The 17411-nt window shown below is 58.2% G+C and carries 15 protein-coding genes; 11 read left to right on the top strand and 4 right to left on the bottom strand.

Going from position 1 to position 17411, the window contains the following annotated elements; translation table 11 throughout:
• Positions 1 to 5: 5 nt before the first annotated feature.
• Genes WA922_RS00075 through WA922_RS00060 form a run of 4 tightly spaced genes read left to right on the top strand, consistent with a single transcriptional unit; the run spans position 6 to position 4510 of the window.
• Positions 6 to 998 carry a rhodanese-related sulfurtransferase gene (locus WA922_RS00075; RefSeq protein ID WP_424769635.1) on the top strand — a complete coding sequence of 331 codons (993 nt, stop codon included), beginning with the start codon at positions 6 to 8 and terminating at the stop codon, positions 996 to 998.
• Positions 991 to 1596 carry a glutathione S-transferase gene (locus WA922_RS00070; protein WP_424769634.1) on the top strand — a complete coding sequence of 202 codons (606 nt, stop codon included), beginning with the start codon at positions 991 to 993 and terminating at the stop codon, positions 1594 to 1596. The genes WA922_RS00075 and WA922_RS00070 overlap by 8 nt, the downstream gene beginning before the upstream one ends.
• Positions 1578 to 3599: an alpha-glucosidase gene (locus WA922_RS00065; protein ID WP_424769633.1), complete on the top strand. Its 2022-nt coding sequence runs from the start codon at positions 1578 to 1580 to the stop codon at positions 3597 to 3599. Before WA922_RS00070 ends, WA922_RS00065 begins: the two co-directional genes overlap by 19 nt.
• Positions 3596 to 4510, top strand: a complete 915-nt coding sequence (locus WA922_RS00060) for an aldo/keto reductase (protein WP_424769632.1) — start codon at positions 3596 to 3598, stop codon at positions 4508 to 4510. Before WA922_RS00065 ends, WA922_RS00060 begins: the two co-directional genes overlap by 4 nt.
• Positions 4511 to 4529: 19 nt before the next feature.
• Here WA922_RS00060 and WA922_RS00055 read toward each other — a convergent pair whose 3' ends face one another.
• Positions 4530 to 5522 (bottom strand): TauD/TfdA family dioxygenase, encoded by a 993-nt coding sequence (locus tag WA922_RS00055; RefSeq protein ID WP_424769631.1) that lies wholly within the window; start codon positions 5520 to 5522, stop codon positions 4530 to 4532.
• A 78-nt stretch (positions 5523 to 5600) separates the two neighbouring features.
• Here WA922_RS00055 and WA922_RS00050 point away from each other — a divergent pair, with 78 nt between their 5' ends.
• A complete protein-coding gene (locus tag WA922_RS00050; RefSeq protein ID WP_424769630.1) occupies positions 5601 to 6254 on the top strand; it encodes a Crp/Fnr family transcriptional regulator in 654 nt (217 codons plus the stop codon).
• A gap of 3 nt (positions 6255 to 6257) precedes the next feature.
• Here WA922_RS00050 and WA922_RS00045 read toward each other — a convergent pair whose 3' ends face one another.
• From WA922_RS00045 to WA922_RS00035, 3 genes are read right to left on the bottom strand one after another with little or no spacing between them, the layout of a single operon-like run.
• Complete coding sequence (locus tag WA922_RS00045) at positions 6258 to 7634, bottom strand: tetratricopeptide repeat-containing protein (protein ID WP_424769629.1); 1377 nt, start codon at positions 7632 to 7634, stop codon at positions 6258 to 6260.
• 10 nt (positions 7635 to 7644) lie between these two features.
• Positions 7645 to 8313, bottom strand: a complete 669-nt coding sequence (locus WA922_RS00040) for a hypothetical protein (RefSeq protein ID WP_424769628.1) — start codon at positions 8311 to 8313, stop codon at positions 7645 to 7647.
• A complete protein-coding gene (locus WA922_RS00035) occupies positions 8313 to 9905 on the bottom strand; it encodes a TIR domain-containing protein (RefSeq protein ID WP_424769627.1) in 1593 nt (530 codons plus the stop codon). The genes WA922_RS00040 and WA922_RS00035 overlap by 1 nt, the downstream gene beginning before the upstream one ends.
• A gap of 164 nt (positions 9906 to 10069) precedes the next feature.
• Between WA922_RS00035 and WA922_RS00030 the strand changes: the two genes are divergently transcribed.
• The 6 genes from WA922_RS00030 to WA922_RS00005 form a co-directional block, all read left to right on the top strand.
• Positions 10070 to 10552, top strand: coding sequence for a (2Fe-2S)-binding protein (locus tag WA922_RS00030; RefSeq protein WP_424769683.1), 483 nt, complete (start codon positions 10070 to 10072; stop codon positions 10550 to 10552).
• Positions 10549 to 12798 carry a xanthine dehydrogenase family protein molybdopterin-binding subunit gene (locus tag WA922_RS00025; RefSeq protein WP_424769626.1) on the top strand — a complete coding sequence of 750 codons (2250 nt, stop codon included), beginning with the start codon at positions 10549 to 10551 and terminating at the stop codon, positions 12796 to 12798. Before WA922_RS00030 ends, WA922_RS00025 begins: the two co-directional genes overlap by 4 nt.
• A 260-nt stretch (positions 12799 to 13058) precedes the next feature.
• Positions 13059 to 14009, top strand: coding sequence for an XdhC family protein (locus WA922_RS00020; protein WP_424769625.1), 951 nt, complete (start codon positions 13059 to 13061; stop codon positions 14007 to 14009).
• On the top strand, positions 13996 to 14604 hold the full coding sequence (locus tag WA922_RS00015) for a nucleotidyltransferase family protein (protein ID WP_424769624.1): 609 nt from the start codon (positions 13996 to 13998) through the stop codon (positions 14602 to 14604). The genes WA922_RS00020 and WA922_RS00015 overlap by 14 nt, the downstream gene beginning before the upstream one ends.
• Positions 14605 to 14982: 378 nt before the next feature.
• A complete protein-coding gene (locus WA922_RS00010; protein ID WP_424769623.1) occupies positions 14983 to 16650 on the top strand; it encodes a CshA/CshB family fibrillar adhesin-related protein in 1668 nt (555 codons plus the stop codon).
• 89 nt (positions 16651 to 16739) lie between these two features.
• Positions 16740 to 17411 (top strand): hypothetical protein (locus tag WA922_RS00005; RefSeq protein ID WP_424769622.1); only part of this gene is annotated, 672 nt, incomplete at its 3' end.

The following is a 17411-nucleotide window of genomic DNA, read 5'->3' as shown; positions in this document are numbered from 1 at the left end:
CTGCCATGACCACCCCGACTGATATTCTGCCATTTCGGGTCGCTGCGCTGTATCAGTTTACCCCCTTTGCTGATCCGGCGGCCATCCAGGAACCCCTGGCGGAATTATGCGAAAAATCCGGCATCAAAGGCACGCTACTGCTCGCATCCGAAGGCATCAACGGTACGATTGCGGGCGGTGATGCCGGGGTTGAAGCAGTGCTGGATCACATTCGTGACTTGCCTGGTTGCAACAGCATCGAGATAAAAGAATCGCGCGCACCGTCTATGCCCTTCTACCGGATGAAAGTGCGGATCAAGCAGGAGATCGTAACGATGGGCCAGCCCGATCTTGATCCGGTAGGCGATGTCGGAACCTATGTTGCACCCCATGACTGGAATGCGCTGATTGACGACCCCGATGTTATCGTGATTGACACACGCAATGATTATGAGGTCGCCATCGGTACATTTGCTGGTGCGATTGACCCCAAAACATCCAGCTTTCGCGATTTTCCCGCTTGGTTCCGCGCCAGGCGCAGCGAGTTTGAAGCAGATGGCAGGACACCTAAAATTGCAATGTTCTGCACCGGAGGCATTCGCTGTGAAAAATCGACCGCCTTTCTTAAAAGCGAAGGCCTGGACGAGGTGTATCACCTGAAAGGCGGCATCCTGTCCTATCTCGAGCAGGTCCCGGAGGATGAAAGCCGCTGGGAAGGCGAATGCTTCGTTTTCGATGAACGGGTTAGCGTCACACACGGTCTGAAACCGGGATCGTATCAGCTATGCCGCGCCTGCCGGATTCCCCTGACCGACGCCGATATGGCATCCGATCTCTACCAGCGCGGCGTGACCTGTCCTGCATGCCACGGCGAACGGACCGCCGCTCAGCGTGCCCGTTATGCCGAACGGCAAAAACAGGCGTTGCTCGCCAGGCAGCGCGGCGTAGGGCATATCGGGGTCAAGCCGGTCAAAAAGCCGAAACCCGCATCAGACACTGTTTCCGGCGGCCATGACTGAACCGGTACTCTATACTTTCCGCCGGTGCCCCTATGCCATGCGCGCGCGGATGGCTTTTGCGGTAAGCGGTACGCGCTGCGAGATGCGCGAGGTGAAACTGCGCGAAAAGCCTCAGGCAATGCTCGACGCTTCACCCAAGGGGACAGTGCCTGTGCTCGTTCTCCAAGACGGGACAGTCATCGACGAAAGCATTGATGTGATGCGGTGGGTGTTGGCTACGAATGATCCCGATGGCTGGCTGGCCGGCGACGATGCAGAAATTATCGCTGCCAATGACGGCCCGTTCAAACACCATCTAGACCGCTACAAATACGCCTCACGCCACGGCACCGATGCCGAAGAACACAGAGCTGCCGCATCGCAGATTCTGCTGAACTTGGAAAGGCGGCTGGAAGCGAGCACGTTTCTGTGCGGTGATAGGCTCACGCTTACCGATGCCGCGATCATGCCCTTTATCCGGCAATTCGCGGCAACCGACCGCGCCTGGTTTGACCGACAGCCGCTGCCGAAATTACGCGATTGGCTCGATCGCCAGATGGCATCAGAGCTGTTTACCGAAATTATGGTCAAACGCGATCAATGGCGGCCCGCTGCTTGATCAAGATCGTTGCCCAGGCAGACGGGTTTGATATTGTGCTGGGCGATGTGGTCCTGATTGCGCACCGCTGTTACCGGCCGGCTTTCACAATTGGCGAGGGAACGCCCGATATCGGATCGGATCGCGGCCATTTCGCATTGTCCGACACTGTCACCAGAACAATTCCGCTGCGTCACGCCGACGTATCCGGCCACGCTATCGTTCTGGCGCATGACGCTGCATCCGATCCCGCATTGACACTGCGTATTCACCGCGGCCACATTGCGCTCGCAAGCCATGATCCTGCGATCAACCGCCTGTGGCTGGCACTGGAGGCGGAGCGTGATGAAAGCGTGTGGGGCTGCGGCGAGCAGATGTCCTACCTCAATTTACGCGGGCGGCGCTTTCCATTGTGGACGGGCGAGCCCGGCGTCGGGCGCGATCCGGTGGCCGCGCGCGGCGAAAGCCTGACCACGGCCGCGCATATGGGCGATTACTGGACAACCTATTATCCGCAGCCGACATTTCTATCATCGCGCCGCTACGCGCTGCACGCAGATAGCCGCGCCTATGCAGAATTCGATTTTACTGCGCCGGATCGTCACCTGCTCGAAATATGGGATGTTCCGGCCCGGCTGGAACTGTTTTCTGCGCCTGCGCTGACCGGCCTTGTCAGCCAGTTGGCGGATCGGTTTGGCAAACAGCCGCCGCTGCCTGACTGGGCAATATCGGGTGTCATTGTCGGCCTGAAGGATGGCACCAACAGTTTTACCCGCTTGGATGCGATGATCGATGCGGGCGTGGCGGTTACGGGCCTGTGGTGCGAAGATTGGGCTGGCATTCGCGAAACCAGTTTTGGAAAGCGGCTGTTCTGGGATTGGCAGGTGAATGACACCCGCTATCCTGATTTGGCCAAGCGGATCGTACAGTTGCGTGGGCGCGGCATCCGTTTCCTGGGCTACGTCAATCCCTATCTCGCCATTGATGGCCCGCTGTATGAACGTGCCAGACAGCTTGGCCATCTGGTATTACACCAGACCCGCGACGAGCCTTATCTGGTCGATTTTGGCGAATTCACTTGCGCGATGATCGACCTTACCCATCAGGCCGCAAGCGACTGGTTTATCGACCGTATTCTGCAGCGTGAAATGCTGGATGCAGGTATGTCCGGCTGGATGGCTGATTTTGGCGAGTATCTGCCTGCCGATGCGCGCCTTGCTAACGGATCAGACCCGTTGCTTGCGCATAATGAATGGCCGGTTCTGTGGGCGCAAACCAATGCGCGCGCCATCGCTCAGGCGGGTAATGCTGGCGATAGGCTGTTCTTCATGCGCGCCGGACATAGCGGTATTGGTGCGCATTGCCCTCTGCTGTGGGCAGGCGATCAGTCAGTTGATTTTTCGCGCCATGACGGGATCGGCACCGCGATCTGCGCGGCCTTGTCTGCTGGCCTTCTCGGCAATGCATACCACCATAGCGATATTGGCGGGTATACCAGTCTGAATGGCAATATACGCAGCGCAGAACTGATTATGCGATGGGCGGAGCTGTCCGCCTTTACACCGGTCATGCGCAGCCATGAGGGCAATCGGCCTGAAGAGAATCTGCAAGTGGACAGCACACCGGAAATCCTGTCTCACTTCGCCTATATGACACGGGTGCATGCCGCCTTGGCACCATATATGCGCGCGCTATGTGATGAAGCGTCAGATAGCGGGCTGCCATTACAGCGGCCATTATTCCTGCATTATCCGCAGGACCTCAATTGCCTCGATTTACAGTTCCATTATCTGCTCGGCCGCGATGTGCTCGTGGTTCCGGTGATCGAGCCGCAGACCGAAGAATGGCCGGTCTATCTGCCGGAAGGCGATGATTGGTTGCATCTATGGTCCGCACGCTCCTATGCGGGCGGCACGTGGCTGACTATTGACGCTCCGCTAGGTGCGCCGCCTGTATTTTATCGCAAGGGTAGTCCGTTTGCCGCATTGTTTGATACTTTCTGTGATCCGGATGTTTTTGCATGACTGACGCTATTCTGCCCACTTTGCCCGCAACTCGGCCGCTCTATGCTGGCGGACCCGAAATATCCTGCGTCGCATGGGGGATGTGGCGGTTCGGGAATGTTGATCTCAAAACCGCCAGAGCGCGCGTAGATGCTGCGTTTGAGGCGGGGATTACTCTGTTTGACACAGCAGATATTTATGGCTGCGACATGCCCGGTGGTTTCGGGCATTCGGAACATTTACTGGGACAGATCCTGGCTGATGCCCCTGCACTGCGCGATCAAATGGTACTCGCATCTAAAGGCGGGATTGTGCTGGGCACGCCGTATAATTCCTCACGCGATTATATTGCTGGCGCAATTGACGCCTCCCTAATTCGCTTGGGCGTAGAGCATATTGATCTGTGGCAGGTCCACCGGCCCGATATGCTGACGCATCCCGGCGAATTGTCAGAGGCACTGCAAACTGCTGTGGCATCGGGCAAAGTGGGCGCAGTCGGCGTGTCCAATTTCACCCCCGCGCAGACAGACGCCCTGCGCAGCGCGATGGACATACCGCTGGTCAGCACACAGCCGGAATATTCGCCATTATGTTTGGATCCGCTTTTGAACGGTCAATTCGATGCCGCGATGCAGCACGGCATGGCGGTTCTGGCATGGTCACCGCTCGGCGGCGGGCGGATTGCAGACCCAGCAACGGATCGCGAAAAAACGATTGCATCCGCGTTGGACACTGTGGCCGAGACCTTCGGCGTATCGCGCGCCGCCGTCGCATTCGCTTGGATCGCGGCGCATCCTGCCCGGCCAATCCCGATCATCGGCAGTCAGACACCGGCCCGTATCGCCGATGCCCGCGACATTCATACAGTCACCTGGACCCGCACCGCCTGGTATGATGTGCTGCAAGCCGCAATGGGGCAGCAGCTTCCCTAGAGACAGGGCCCTGACGGCATTATCGCAGTAGCGAAGCCAAGACGCGCCGTTGACCCCGAAAAGGCCGGCGGCCGTGCATGACCAGATAATTATCCACCAGCACCACGTCACCTGTCTGCCAGTTGTGATCATAGGTAAGATCGTCTGCAATGCTGATAACGTGCAGCATTGCGTCATGGTCAATCACACCGCCATCGCCAAAGGTAATTGAACGCGAGGCCGCATTGCGGCCATCCGACCAGCCGCGATAGGCGGCGATCAGCTGATTGAAAAATGTGCTGCGGCCATCCGCTGTCTGGCGCATGGCCTCCAGTCGCGGCGTTGTCACTCGCAGCGCGCCATCATTTTGCCATTGCCAGCTATAGCCGAGCTGGGACAAGCGCGCCTCGGCCCCGGACCGGTCATTCACGCTCAGTGTCGATTTCCAGCTGCGACCCTGGCCGGATACCGCATCATCATCGGCAGGCATCGTGTTGGAATAACGTACCCCTTTATCTGCAAATTCCGCCACTGGACCAGGCAATTCTGCTTGCATCCGCTCCAACAATAAATCGGACCGGCACAGCGGGGTCGCCCCGCCCTGTTCTGCTGCAGCTTCGCAATAGAAAAACAGTTTGGAGGGGTAAACCGGCGTCTGCGCCATTTCGTGATGAAGAAAAATCTCGGTCGTCGGCGGGGCCTCATTGGCCGTGAATACGCGCGCAGTGACATTCACCCGCACAGCGTTGGACAGCGATTGCTCATAAGAGAAATTCTCGCCGCCGTAACCGCCAATTGCGGCATCGAATGCGATTGCATCAGCTACGGCAAATCCGCGAAACAGTACCGCGCCCTTGGCCTCCAAACCTTCAGCGATTAGATCTTGATTGACCGACAGGAATTCTGCCAGATTCACGTTACCGCTTGGCACAAATATCGCAGGATGGCTGGGGCTGGACGGTACCGAATTATGCGCGTTGGTCATGCGCATGCTTGTGCCTGACAATTGCACGCGGTCAATAGGCATAAACATGGCGCCGCCAATATGCTTTCCGGTTGACGCTTGTCATTCCATCCGCTCATTGTCGGTCTGCCGGCCAGAGGGGGTATCTTGGACCAGTCAGAACACATATCGGTTTTGCAAGCACTGCTTGGCTGCGGGCCGGACGATGCCGAAGAGCTGTATCACAATACACGGATAGTTACCGAGCAGCCTGCCACAACGCTTGCCTATCAGGGCGACATATCATCGCATTGCCAATTCGTCATTTCCGGCGCAGTCGCGCTGCGCGCATTGAGTGAGGACGGCCAATATACGCAAATTGCCACAGTTGAGCCGGGCGAAATTTTCGGTGCCTTCCCGTTCGATGCGCCCCATGATGTGGAAGTTATCGCGCAAGACGCGGTCGAGATGATCGTCATCGGCACTGCCCAAATACACGCATTGGCGCAGTCCCGTGCCGCCATCGGTTCAGGTCTCGCGGCGCTTTTCGCGCGGCAATTGAGCAATGTTCTGGGCCGTATGGCCGCGCGGGTTACGCTAACTGCCAATGGCAGAGTGTATCAGGAATTGCTCGATCAAGCCGATCCTTCAGGCAGGATAACGCCTGCCCCGGTGGTGACCGCTTTGGGCGTGAAGGCACAAACGGCACGCGAAACGGCATCCCGCGCGATTAGTAAACTGCAAGAACGCGGATTGTTGCAGAAATCCAAAAGTCACTGGACTGTTACATCGCTGCGGATGCTGGAGCAGGAAATTATCTAGGCGTCAGATAATGGCGAACAGCGGCACCGCTCCGCCGCTCCACCGCATCTCTCCTGCAACTTCGACACGCATTTCGGTGCTGGCAGCATATAGCGCGAAAGCGGCTTCCTGTGTGGCCAGGCATTGTCCCTGTTCTGCGCAATCCACCATCGCGGTCACACGCTGCTCAACTAGCGGCGCGATATCCCCCGAAGCGGCGACAGCGTAGTCGATTGCAACAGCTGTCGCGGAACGTTTTGCTGCCAAGAGCGCCTCTGCCGGTGTTTTGAATATGCCGATATTGCCGCCGCTGGCAACGCACCAGCGCAGCGCGCCGCCGGACATGGAAGGCTGGTGCCTTTTTGGCGGCTGGCGGGTGGCGGTCACGATCGCCGTGGGTGCCGACATGTCAGGGGCCGGGGGCGTGCGTGCATCGCCAGCGCCTACGATCCGCAGCCGTTTGGCCTCAGACCGCAACGCTGCGGCGTGACGCTTTGCCATCCCCAGCGCGACTTCATCACCGCGCTGTACCGCAGCACCACTCGGCGCAGCTGCGTCATTTAGAACGGTGATATCGCTCGCCGCGCTCATCAACCGGTCGAACCGGTCACCCCAGCCAAAATCCAGACGGGTCACGGACAGATCACGAAAGGCGGTCAGCTCACACGGTAGGATGACATGCAATTTGGCACCGCGTTCGGCCAACGCTTCCGAAATCCAAATATCCGCTCCGGCGGCGAGCGCGCCATAGCCAAAACCGATATTTTCACGCTCCAGCCAATCGGCAATGGCACGCTGGGCGGGCTGTTCCGACATGGCCGTGTGCATCAATCCTGCAAACTGCACCGCATTTGGCGGCCGGATTTGATTGAGCCAGCCCGCCTCAAAACCCATTTCTTCGCATAGCAGTTCGAACTGGCCTATGGTCGCGGCATGATCCTCATAAGCGGCAGGCTGTTTCGCCACCGCCCGTCGCAACGCCGTGCGCGCGCCCACTTCATCACCGTGCAGCAGCAAAGCTTCCGCCCGCGTCGCCTCGCGCCAATAGGGCGTTTCGGCCTCATCAGGATTGGCATCAAGCGCCGCCAGAACATCGCGCGCCAGTTTCACTGACTGATCCGTTTTTCCCGCGAGTAAAGACAGTGACGCAGCATTGATCAACGGATAGCTGGCATTATCCAGCGCCCCCGCCTTTGCATACAGCGCAGCCGCATCAGCATATAGGCGTGCGCGTTCGCCGGCTTCTGCATGTTTTGCGCGATCTTTCACCAACCGGGCCTGCAATGTCAGCGCGCGCGGGTCGGCATCGGCATCGAGCAGCCCGTGCTCCTTCATCATCGACCAAGCGCGCCCGGGCGAACCCGAGCGCGCAAGACGAATGATGGCGGGGTATGGGTTCATACGCACCGTGCTAAGCGTTTAGCGGGATCGTGATGAATGCAGACGTTGGCGGGTGAGGTCCGCCATGAACCAGTATTGACTTGTTGTGGCTGTCACGCGGCAAAACCCATCCGGTCAGGCCAGTCTTATCCTCGACCAGATCAAACCCCAAAGGCAATGCAATGGAAGGCTTCTCGTGTAGTGCTATTCTGTCTCTGTGTGAGGACATTTCGCGCTCCACTTGCTTGCACAGCCTCGTTTTTTTCAGCGCCTTTATATTCAAGAGGAATGAAGCCGTCTTGCGGTCATTTGAAGTACGAACATCCTGAAAAACTTTGCGCATTTTGAGACGCGGCCGGGTGCGCACGGCAGAAAACGACGAGGATTTGAAAAATCTAAGGTCAAATTCCCCGGATGGCGGCAATTGGAAAATAAAGCGCATCTTATCAGAAGGTTTATCAATCTTGATATCCAATTGTCGGTCATGAGCCGTATTGAAGCCCACCGTCACATCCTCGGCTGGCACGAGACCGTCTGCAAAATCATAATTTGCATTAAGTTGACGCTCAATTTTGGACACATCCTGCGACTGGGACACCAAAGCGGAGGTGTAATGAACCGTTCCCGTCGCGTGGGCCCAATCGATTTTGAAGACGTAGATTTTCTCGCCGCGAGCGCCGTTGCTTTGTGATTTTGCCATCAGATTTGTTCCTTTTTCAGTGTCGCGATTTTCGCCGCATAGTTAGACCAGGCCGCATTGCCGGGGTCATGCGCAGATAATTTTCTAGCTATCGCATCTGCCCGCGCGAGTAAGCTTTGCCGGTCACCGTCCAGCCCCTCCCTATCCAAGATTTCAACATGCCGGACGAGCAGCTGCATTTCCTGTTCCTGCCACTGTGCGTTGTCCGGGTCGCCAGCAACCAGCTTTTGATTGATGATAAAATACTGCCGGGTGGCGCTGCGTGCTGCGCGATTTGCACCGGTTCTAAACAATGCATCGGCCAGCCATTGGAGCTGAAAACTCTGGTCATATAAAGTCCACGTGTTGTCAGGGTGCACAGACAGTAATTGCTCATTCGCCTGTGTTGCCTTGCGCAAATGAACGAGTGCCTGCTTGGGATCTCCGCCTATCTGCAGAATGTTGGATCCCAGATTTCCATGCACATACGCAATCTGCTGGAGCCATTTTCTGGTGGCTCTCGTGCTGCGGCCACCCTGCTCCAAAAGCTCCCGCGCCCGGGTAAATTCTTCGATGGCCTGTCGCCGCGCGCCCTCGGCGACAGACAATAAGCCCAGTCTGTTCTCGCTCATGGCGTGATTAAACAGATCCCGACTGTTGGATGGCCGCGCAGCAAGCTGGCTGGCGGTCCATCTATGCGACTGGTTAAAAAATTTCCGCGCCAGTTTGAGATCACCTGACTGGACATAGTCTGCGCCCATGATCTGCATGATCTCTGCGCAGTTTGCTGGGCCGGTTTGGCCACCAATATTTTGCAGGTTTTGCTTGGTGCAATATTCCAGCACTTTAGGATAAAACTCCATTGCAATATCTATGCGCCCATGCCCCAATAAGGACCTGCGGAAATCGTTCACGAAAAAGCGATTGAGTTGCTGCGTGGTTTCCGCCTGCGCTTGTGCACGCATTTGCGCCTCTACAGCCTGATCGCGGGATTGGATTGCAAATGTCGTCATCAAAGCCATCACTATCATTGCGGCGATCGCAGCGACTGTGATCGCGGTCACACGGCGGACGCGGCGCTGGGCATCACGGTTGATCAGCGCGTCCAGCGGCACCCCGGCAATTCCAGCAACCACTTTTAGAAAGCCGAGCCGCGCGCCGTCACCTTCCTTGCGCAAATCCGCGGCCAACGGTTCGCGGCCATGAAGTAATGGTTCAGGAAAGGCGTCCTCCGGGTCGCCGCGCAGCAACGCCGCCAGGATTGGCCGGTCCGGGTGGATATCCCGGAAAAAGGCGATCTCGCGCGCGACCCAGACCGAGGCTTTGGCATCGGGAGAGCACACCACCACTAAGGTTTCCGAAGCCGCCAGCGCCTCTTTCACACTGGCAGTCAAATCCTGTGCGGCGGGCAAATCTTCGCGGTCCCGAAAAATCGCGCCGATCCGGCCATCGTGTGTCAGATTGCTGACTGCACCACGAAGATGGCGCGGCAACCGGTAGGATTCCAGCTTGCGGTGCAGCCTTTGCGCCGCCGCTTGATCGGCGTGGCTGTAACTCAAAAATGCGCGAAACCGGCTTTGCGGCGCCGCGCCTTCCTTCAGATTTCCAGACAATGCACCCCCCTTGCCTGCCGCCAAAATGTTACAAAGACTTGAAAGAAACATGAGTCAATAGCGGTCAGTCGCCGTCCGCTTCACACATTCGCTGGCTGGATTTGCTTTACCGTTATGGCATAAGGGCTGCACAGCTATGCAAAGGCGCAACCACGATGGCTTTGATGATTTCTCTGACTGTAAACGGCAAGCCGGTAGAGGTCGATGCCGATCCAGCCATGCCGATCCTGTGGGTCTTACGCGAAAAGCTGGCCTTGAACGGTACCAAATTTGGCTGCGGTATAGCGCAATGCGGCGCCTGCACGGTCCATCTGGACGGTGCCCCGATCCGCAGCTGCTCGGTTCCGATTTCCGAAGCAGGCGGCAAATCGATCACGACGATTGAGGGTCTTGCAGACGCGGAGGGAACGCCGGGCAATCTGCAACGGGCGTGGATCAGCGAACAGGTGCCGCAATGCGGATACTGTCAATCGGGCCAGATCATGTCCGCCGCTGCTTTGTTGCGCGACACGCCGCGTCCGACCGATGACCAGATTACCACCGCCATGCGCGGCAATGTGTGCCGCTGCGGCATGTATGGGCGCATTCGCAAGGCCATAAAAATCGCCGCCGGGATCGGCACCTCTGCGGGCGGAGACAGTGCATGAGCGGCACTCCGCAAACCGGGCCGCAGCGCAGCACAGCCGCCAAATGGACGCGCCGCGGCTTTATCGGCGCCGGGGTGGTGGCAGGGGGCGCTTTGTTGATCGGCGTTGGCGTGCGCACCGGTAATCCGGTCGATAGGCTCGGCCCGGTGGTTGCAGACGGGCCCGGCGAAATATTGGTCAATAGCTGGATAAAAATCGGCGTTGACAATGTTATTACCGCGATCATTCCGCATATCGAAATGGGGCAAGGCGCGATGTCCACGATTGCGCAGATGCTGGCCGACGAGATGGATGCCAATTGGGAGCAGGTCAAAATGATCAGTGCACCTGCGGACGGCAATTACGTGTCGCATGAAGCAGTGCGTGTCTTCATCGCGCCCGGGCTTGAAGGCAGCGAGATGATGGAGCCGACATATGACGGGCTGTTCACCCAAATTTCCCGTCTCGCGGATGCCTATGTAACTGGCGGCAGTTCATCAGTCAGGGCCACCGGACAACGCGGCATGCGTGTGGCCGGTGCAGCAGCGCGCGAAATGCTTATTGCCGCCGCCGCCAGGGCCTGGAATGTGTCTCCTGGTGAAATCACGACCGCGCGCAGCATGCTCAGCCACACTGCCAGCGGCCGGTCGGCGCGTTATGCCGATTTCGCCGCAGCGGCGGCGGAACAGGATCTTCCGGTCAACCCGCGGCTCAAACGCGCTGAAGATTTTCAGCTCATGGGCAAATCGGCATTGCGGAAAGACATTCCGCCGAAAGTCGATGGCACAGCGCAATACGGAATTGACGGCGGTCCAGCTGACATGCCGGTGCAATATGCCGCGATCAGGGCCGCCCCTGTCAGCGGTGCGCAGGTGGCTAGCATGGATGCAACGGCTGCCCGGTCCATGCGCGGTGTATTGCAAATCCTCAACATGGGGGATTTCATTGCGGTCATCGCAGACAGTTACTGGCACGCAGAACAGGCGCTGAGATCGATAGAAACGACGTATACCGCGACTGACAATGATGCGTTGGATAGCGAGGCTGTGTTCGCCCGCTTTACCGCTGCATTGGATGATGCGGGAATGGATGGCGGCAACACCAAAATGAGCCGGGGCAATGCCAGCGCCGCTCTTGCCAATGCCGCAACCGTAATCGACGCCGAATACCGCGTGCCCTACCTCGCCCATGCGACGATGGAGCCAATGAACTGCACCGCATGGGTGCGCGATGGGCGATGCGATATCTGGACCAGCACACAGATGCCTCTGCTTGCACGCAAAGCTGCGGCTGAAGGCGCCGGAGTCAGCGCGGAGGATGTTACCGTCCATATCAGCATGGTTGGCGGCGGGTTCGGGCGGCGGCTAGAAAATGATTATGTATTGCAGGCTGCGCGCATCGCGAAAGCCGCCGGTTATCCTGTGAAAATGATCTGGTCGCGCGAGCAGGACACCGCGCATGATTACTACCGGCCCGCAGATATCAGCCGCTTCTCCGGTGGTTTGGATAATAGCGGCAAAGCGGTAAGCTGGAACAATCTCCATTGCACGAATGACGAGCCTGGCGAGGCGCCGTTAATAGAATTCTACGATATCCCCGATGTGTCCATCCGCAGTGTGGATGTTCCATCGCCGCTGCGGTTTGGCAGTTGGCGCTCTGTCGGGCACAGCCAGCATGGGTTTTTCGTGGAGAGCTTCGTGGATGAACTGGCGCATGCGGCAGGCGCCGATCCGTTTGAATTCCGCCGCCAGCTGCTCCACAAGTCCCCGCGCCACCGCGCGGTTCTGGAAGGCGCAGCACAGATGGCCAATTGGCGCAGCTCGCTTCCCCAGGGGCATGGGCGAGGCATCGCCACTGCGCGGTCATTCGGGTCCATCGTGGCACAGGTCGCGGACGTCGATATGACAGGCACAATGCCGCGCGTTACCAAAGTATATTGCTGCGTTGATGCCGGCTTTGCGATGAACCCGGATGGTCTGATCGCACAAATGGAAAGCGGAATTATCTACGGCCTGACTGCCGCGCTCTATAACGCGATCACTTTGAAAGATGGCGCAGTAATGCAAAGCAATTTCCACGATTATCCAATGATGCGGATGGACGATGCGCCGGAGATCCAAACCCGGATCATCAATGGTGCGCCTGACACTCTGGGCGGCGGGGGCGAACCGGGGCTTCCGCCCGCAGCCCCGGCGCTCACCAACGCCATTTTCGCCGCAACCGGCCAGCGCATCCGCGAATTGCCCGTTGCCAAACATTTTAGCTGAATTGGAAGGCCGTGACACCCGTGTCCACCAAGCAAACATTCCCGGTCGTTATATTGTTCATGGGGTTCATGGGGCTCCTGGCCCTCGCCGCCTGCGACTCTAGCGCGCAAGCGCCGGTTGAGCAGATTGTGGTGAGGGAACCGGCCCCGGCCCCGATACCGCGGGCAACGCCGCAACCCGGCGCATCCAGCCCGGCCCCAGAGGGCGCAAATGCCGCCCCTGCACAGTCATACTAATCCGCACTGCACAGATGTATATCAATGGACCGAGAGCGCATTTTTGAATTCCTGATCGGACATTTGGCCAGAGGCGAGGATTGCGTATTGGTAACTGTGCTTGCGGTGGAGGGTACCTCCATGCGCGATCCGGGTGCCCATGTGGCAGTGGGCAGAGATGGCCGCTTCACCGGATCATTATCGGGGGGCTGTATTGAAAATGCGGTGGTGGCAGAAGCTATGGCAACATTGGCCGATGGCAAACCGCGCATCACCCGCTTCGGCGCAGGCTCTCGATTTTTGGATATCAGATTGCCATGCGGCGGCGGGCTCGATATTCATTTTCAACCGCTGAGCGAAAACAGTCTCGCTGCGCAGTGCCGCAAGGCTCTGTCACGCCGCACCCCTTTCTCGCTCACCATCCCCGCACGCGGCGCTGACATGGAATTTGCATCGCACTGGCAAGCGACAGCCTTTGATGCGCGGCAACAGACCGCAACCATCGGGCACTGGCCATGCGCCCGGTTGCAGATCATCGGGCACGGCGCAGCAGTAGAATCGCTAGCGCGGCTGGCGGGCGCAATGCATATGCCGTCACGGATTCTCACGCCTGACGTTCTGCTGGCCAAGCGATTGGAAAGCCAGTCAGCCCAGGTCGCCGTCTTGCAGATGACTGCCGATACGCACCTGCTCGCATCCGACCCGTGGACAGCCACGATTTTCCTGTTTCATGATCACGAGTGGGAAGCGCAGTTGATGGCGCGCGCGCTGGAAATGCCCGGCTTCTATATCGGCGCGATGGGAAGCCGCGCCGCTCACGCCGCACGGTGCGAGCACTTACACCGTGCCGGTCTTTCGCCCGAAGCTGTCTCCACAATTGATGGACCTGCGGGCATGTTCCACTCAGCCCGAAACCCCGATACGCTTGCATTGTCTGTTCTCGCCAAAATCATCGGCACCTATCAGCAATGTGATTTTGCCGATGAATATGGTTGAGCCCGGCCCGGTTTCGGTGGCTGTCCTTGCAGCGGGGCATTCCCGGCGGTTCGGTATGCAGGATAAGCTCGCAGCGAAATTTCGCGGGGAAATGCTCGGCGTGCAGGTGTGCCGCACCCTATCCACTTTGTCATTTGCCCACCGGTGGGTCATCACCGCATCACATGCGCATGCATGCCGCCCTGCCTGGCAACGGGCCGGCTTCACTCTCGCAGTGAACAATAATGCCGAGAGCGGCATGGGCACCTCGGTGGCGAAGGCTGCAGAGTTGGCCAGTTCCGTTAACGCGCGCCGGTTGTTGATCTGTCTGGCAGATATGCCATTAGTCACGCAGACACATTTTCGCGCGCTCATCGCGCAGTCAGACGGGGCAGATGCTCTTTCTGTAACGGCCACACGCGCTGGTCAAAACGGTCAGCCGATGCCTCCGGCCATTTTTGGATATGCCCTTCTGCCCCAATTGGCGCGCATTTCGGGCGATATTGGTGCCCGCGCAATGCTGCGCCGCGCCGCATGGGTTGCGGCCCCGCCAGAAACCCTGATTGATATAGATACCCCCGCAGCTTTGAACCGGGCCAACCGGGTCGCAGATTAAGTCAGTGCGGGTAACACCCCGCCGTTTGCCAGTGGGCGGGTACTGGCAGCGACATTGGCGAACCCTCCGGTCGAACCGCGCGGCATGGTATGTTCGAGGTTTCAGGCCTCCGATACCGCCCGGGCAACACCGTGATTGCTGAACGCCCTGATTATTTAACGCTTTGCGCAATACGAGACGCCCCGGCCGGCCAGCGCGCGGGTAAAAATTAACGCCAGACACGCGGATTTGCCAATCGGGAAAGCCCGCTTTGTAACAAGTAGTAAAACCTGCCGCACTCCCCCGTGCTACGGGCAAATTTAGCAAAAAATTAACCAACCTCCGTTACCAATTCTTTCAAGCGAGGGCCCAAATACGCCCTACAAAGGAGAATTGAACGTGAACCCGTCAGCAATCGCCACTGATACAGTAATCTCTCGTCATGCGCGTCCAGACGCCCGCGAACCACTGGGATTTGCAGAGGTTCAAAAGACGATGCGTCTATTGCTGGCGACCGGAGCAGCGGTGGCTGCAACCTTTGGTCCCTGTGTGGCTGTCCAGGCACAGACAACAGGCACCGGCACGATCACTTATGCCAATAGCGGTAACGGCGTGAACAAGGGCAGTCTCGCGCTGTTCGATTGGGAAGGCTCGTCGCTGAGCGACGGGATACAGAACGGCGATGTCGTCAATTTCGCTCTGCCAACCTGCCGTGCAGGGCGCGGCTCCATCACCGCCACCTTCAGCCAAATGTCAGACCCCGGTATCGGGAACAATATCCGTCCGCGCGATCTCAACAATTTTTCCGGCAATGCCGTTTACCAGGGCTATAACGGACCACGAAACGGGGAAAGCCTGTACAGCGGAACCACCGGTAACGTGAATTTCGTTATCACATGGGCTTACACTCTGGACGGCGTGTCGAGGCCGCTTGATCTGGTCTTTCTTGATGGAGAAGCGACCGGACCCGGTGAAGCGGTTGGCGTTGTAACCAATGGCGGCCCGTGGGCATTGATAGAGAATATCAACGGATCCAATTACACCACTAGCGGCTTCGGTAATCTTGGCTTTTCATTGACGAAAAGTTTTCAGCCAAGTCATGCCCCGGTGGTTGGAAGTTTTGGCGCCACAAGAACGCATATTTACATTACGACAAATGGCGGGATTCAAGCAGTCGCATTGGGCATTATCCTGCCGTGCGACTATTCTGATGGCCCGGCCAGCGCAGGAACCCCTGTGCATAGTTTTCAACAAGTGCCCAATACTGCGGGTCTGGGACTTGTGCCCGCGGCCGGCCAGTTTTTGATCGGGCCAACAATTGACGCCGATGCAGGCCCCCGGTCCGGCGCTGGCGCAACTGGTGATGATACGTTCGGACCCGCTGCCGATGACGAGGACGGCGTGGTTTTCACCGGCCTTAAAACCACCCAAAGCAAAATTATTGACGTCGCTGTGACAGAGCCCGTTCCCGGTACAGGCCGGATGCAGGCCTGGGTCGACTGGAACGGTGATGGCGTTTTCGCTGCGGGCGAACGCATTGCCAGCGATCTGACCGATGGTTCCGCCCAGGATGCCTCGGCAGCTCTCGGAGTTATCGGCATCACCGCCAATGTCCCCAATACCGCAATGATAGGCAACCGGCTTGTCCGCTTGCGTTTCTCCAGCGCATCCGGACTTGATGCCGTATCCGCTGCGCCTGACGGCGAAGTAGAGGATCACATCGTGGCCATTACGCAGCCGCAGGTTAATCTGGTGCTGACCAAAACAAACACACCGGGCACCAATGGCGAGGTCGATCAACCCAACGACATTCTCACCAGCGGTACATCAACAACCTACACGGTGACTGTCACCAATAGCGGACCAGAAGCGGTCACCGGCGCTGTGGTGACAGACACCCCCGGCACAGGCCTCACATGTCCTGCGGCAAACCCGGTTACGCTTGCAGGCGATGGCGTTCCGGCGGGTACATTCACCGTCGGTAATTTGACCTCTGGCGGGATCACGCTGGGTACACTGGAAAATGGTGACGCTCTCACTCTGACATATTCCTGCGAAGTGGATTGATCATGCCTTTTAGTAACGAACAATTTGCCCAGTCTTCTGCTTTCAAGAAGGGTATGCTTTGCAGCGCCCTGCCGTTTTTGGCCGTGAGCATGGCTTCCGCGGCATCCGCGCAAACAGCGCAGAATACGGCGACCGTGACCGTTCCCTCGGGTTTCAACGATACCAATACAGCCAACAACACCGCTACCGATAGCGATACAGTCTATGCTGTAATTGTTGCTTCTGATGACAGCGCGAGCGGTGTGAACGGTGCGAGCGGTGCGACAGCGGTTGTGAATGCGTTTACCTCCGACACCATCAATGGTGTTGCAGCCTCTGCGGCCAATGCGGTGCTGAGCGTTGCGCCGGGATCGAGCGTGCCTTCGGGTCTGACGTTTGATCCGGCCACCGGCAATGTCGATGTGGCGGCGGGTACGGCTGCTGGGACGTATAGTTTTGAGTATCAGATCTGCGAGGCATTGAACCCCGCCAATTGCGAAACCGCGACGATCAGCGTTGAGGTTGTGGCATCGGCGCTGGTGGTTGCCCCTGAAACACCCCCTGCGGTGAACGGCGCGGCTGGCGGTGATGATATTATCAATGTCTTTGCCAATGATACGCTCAACGGAGCGCCGGTTGATACAGCCGATATCACCGCAACCATCACCAGCCCTGCGGTTCCGGTTCGCCCTGGCGCGCCGGTTCCGGTGCTCGATCCGGCCACGGGTCTGCTCGATGTCCCTGCGGGCACCCCTGCTGGCACCTATACGATCAGCTATGAA

Source organism: Pontixanthobacter sp. (assembly GCF_049682855.1).
Taxonomy (GTDB): Bacteria; Pseudomonadota; Alphaproteobacteria; order Sphingomonadales; family Sphingomonadaceae; genus Pontixanthobacter.
The sequence above is the reverse complement of the archived record's forward strand: the minus strand, read 5'-3'. Positions and strand labels throughout refer to the sequence as shown.